This window comes from Seonamhaeicola marinus (assembly GCF_008085455.1).
Window position 1 is genome coordinate 1 of the sequence record NZ_VSDQ01000693.1, and the last position, 312, is coordinate 312.

At 30.8% G+C, this 312-nt stretch carries 1 protein-coding gene; it reads left to right on the plus strand.

The window, feature by feature from the left end; all coding sequences use genetic code 11:
- On the plus strand, positions 1-153 hold a 153-nt coding region (pgk, locus tag FUA24_RS17180; RefSeq protein WP_148544317.1), incomplete at its 5' end, for a phosphoglycerate kinase.
- Positions 154-312: the final 159 nt, after the last annotated feature.

The window sequence follows — 312 nt, forward strand, 5'->3', positions numbered from 1 at the left end:
GCTTTCTCGTTAGTAGGTGGTGGAGATTCTGTTGCGGCGGTTAAGCAATTTGGTTTCCAAGATAAAGTAAGTTATGTAAGTACTGGTGGTGGTGCCATGTTAGAAAGTTTAGAAGGTAAAACATTACCAGGTATTGCCGCTATTTTAAGCTAGTACTTTTTCAAAATAACCATAAAGAATAAAGTCTCTTTTTCTAAGAAATTTTTTATTTACCATAAAAAATACGATTTTAGCCATACTATCGTTCAACAATGAATAGATAATATGGCTTTTCGTTTTTTTATACTTACATTATTTTTTAGTACTTCAATT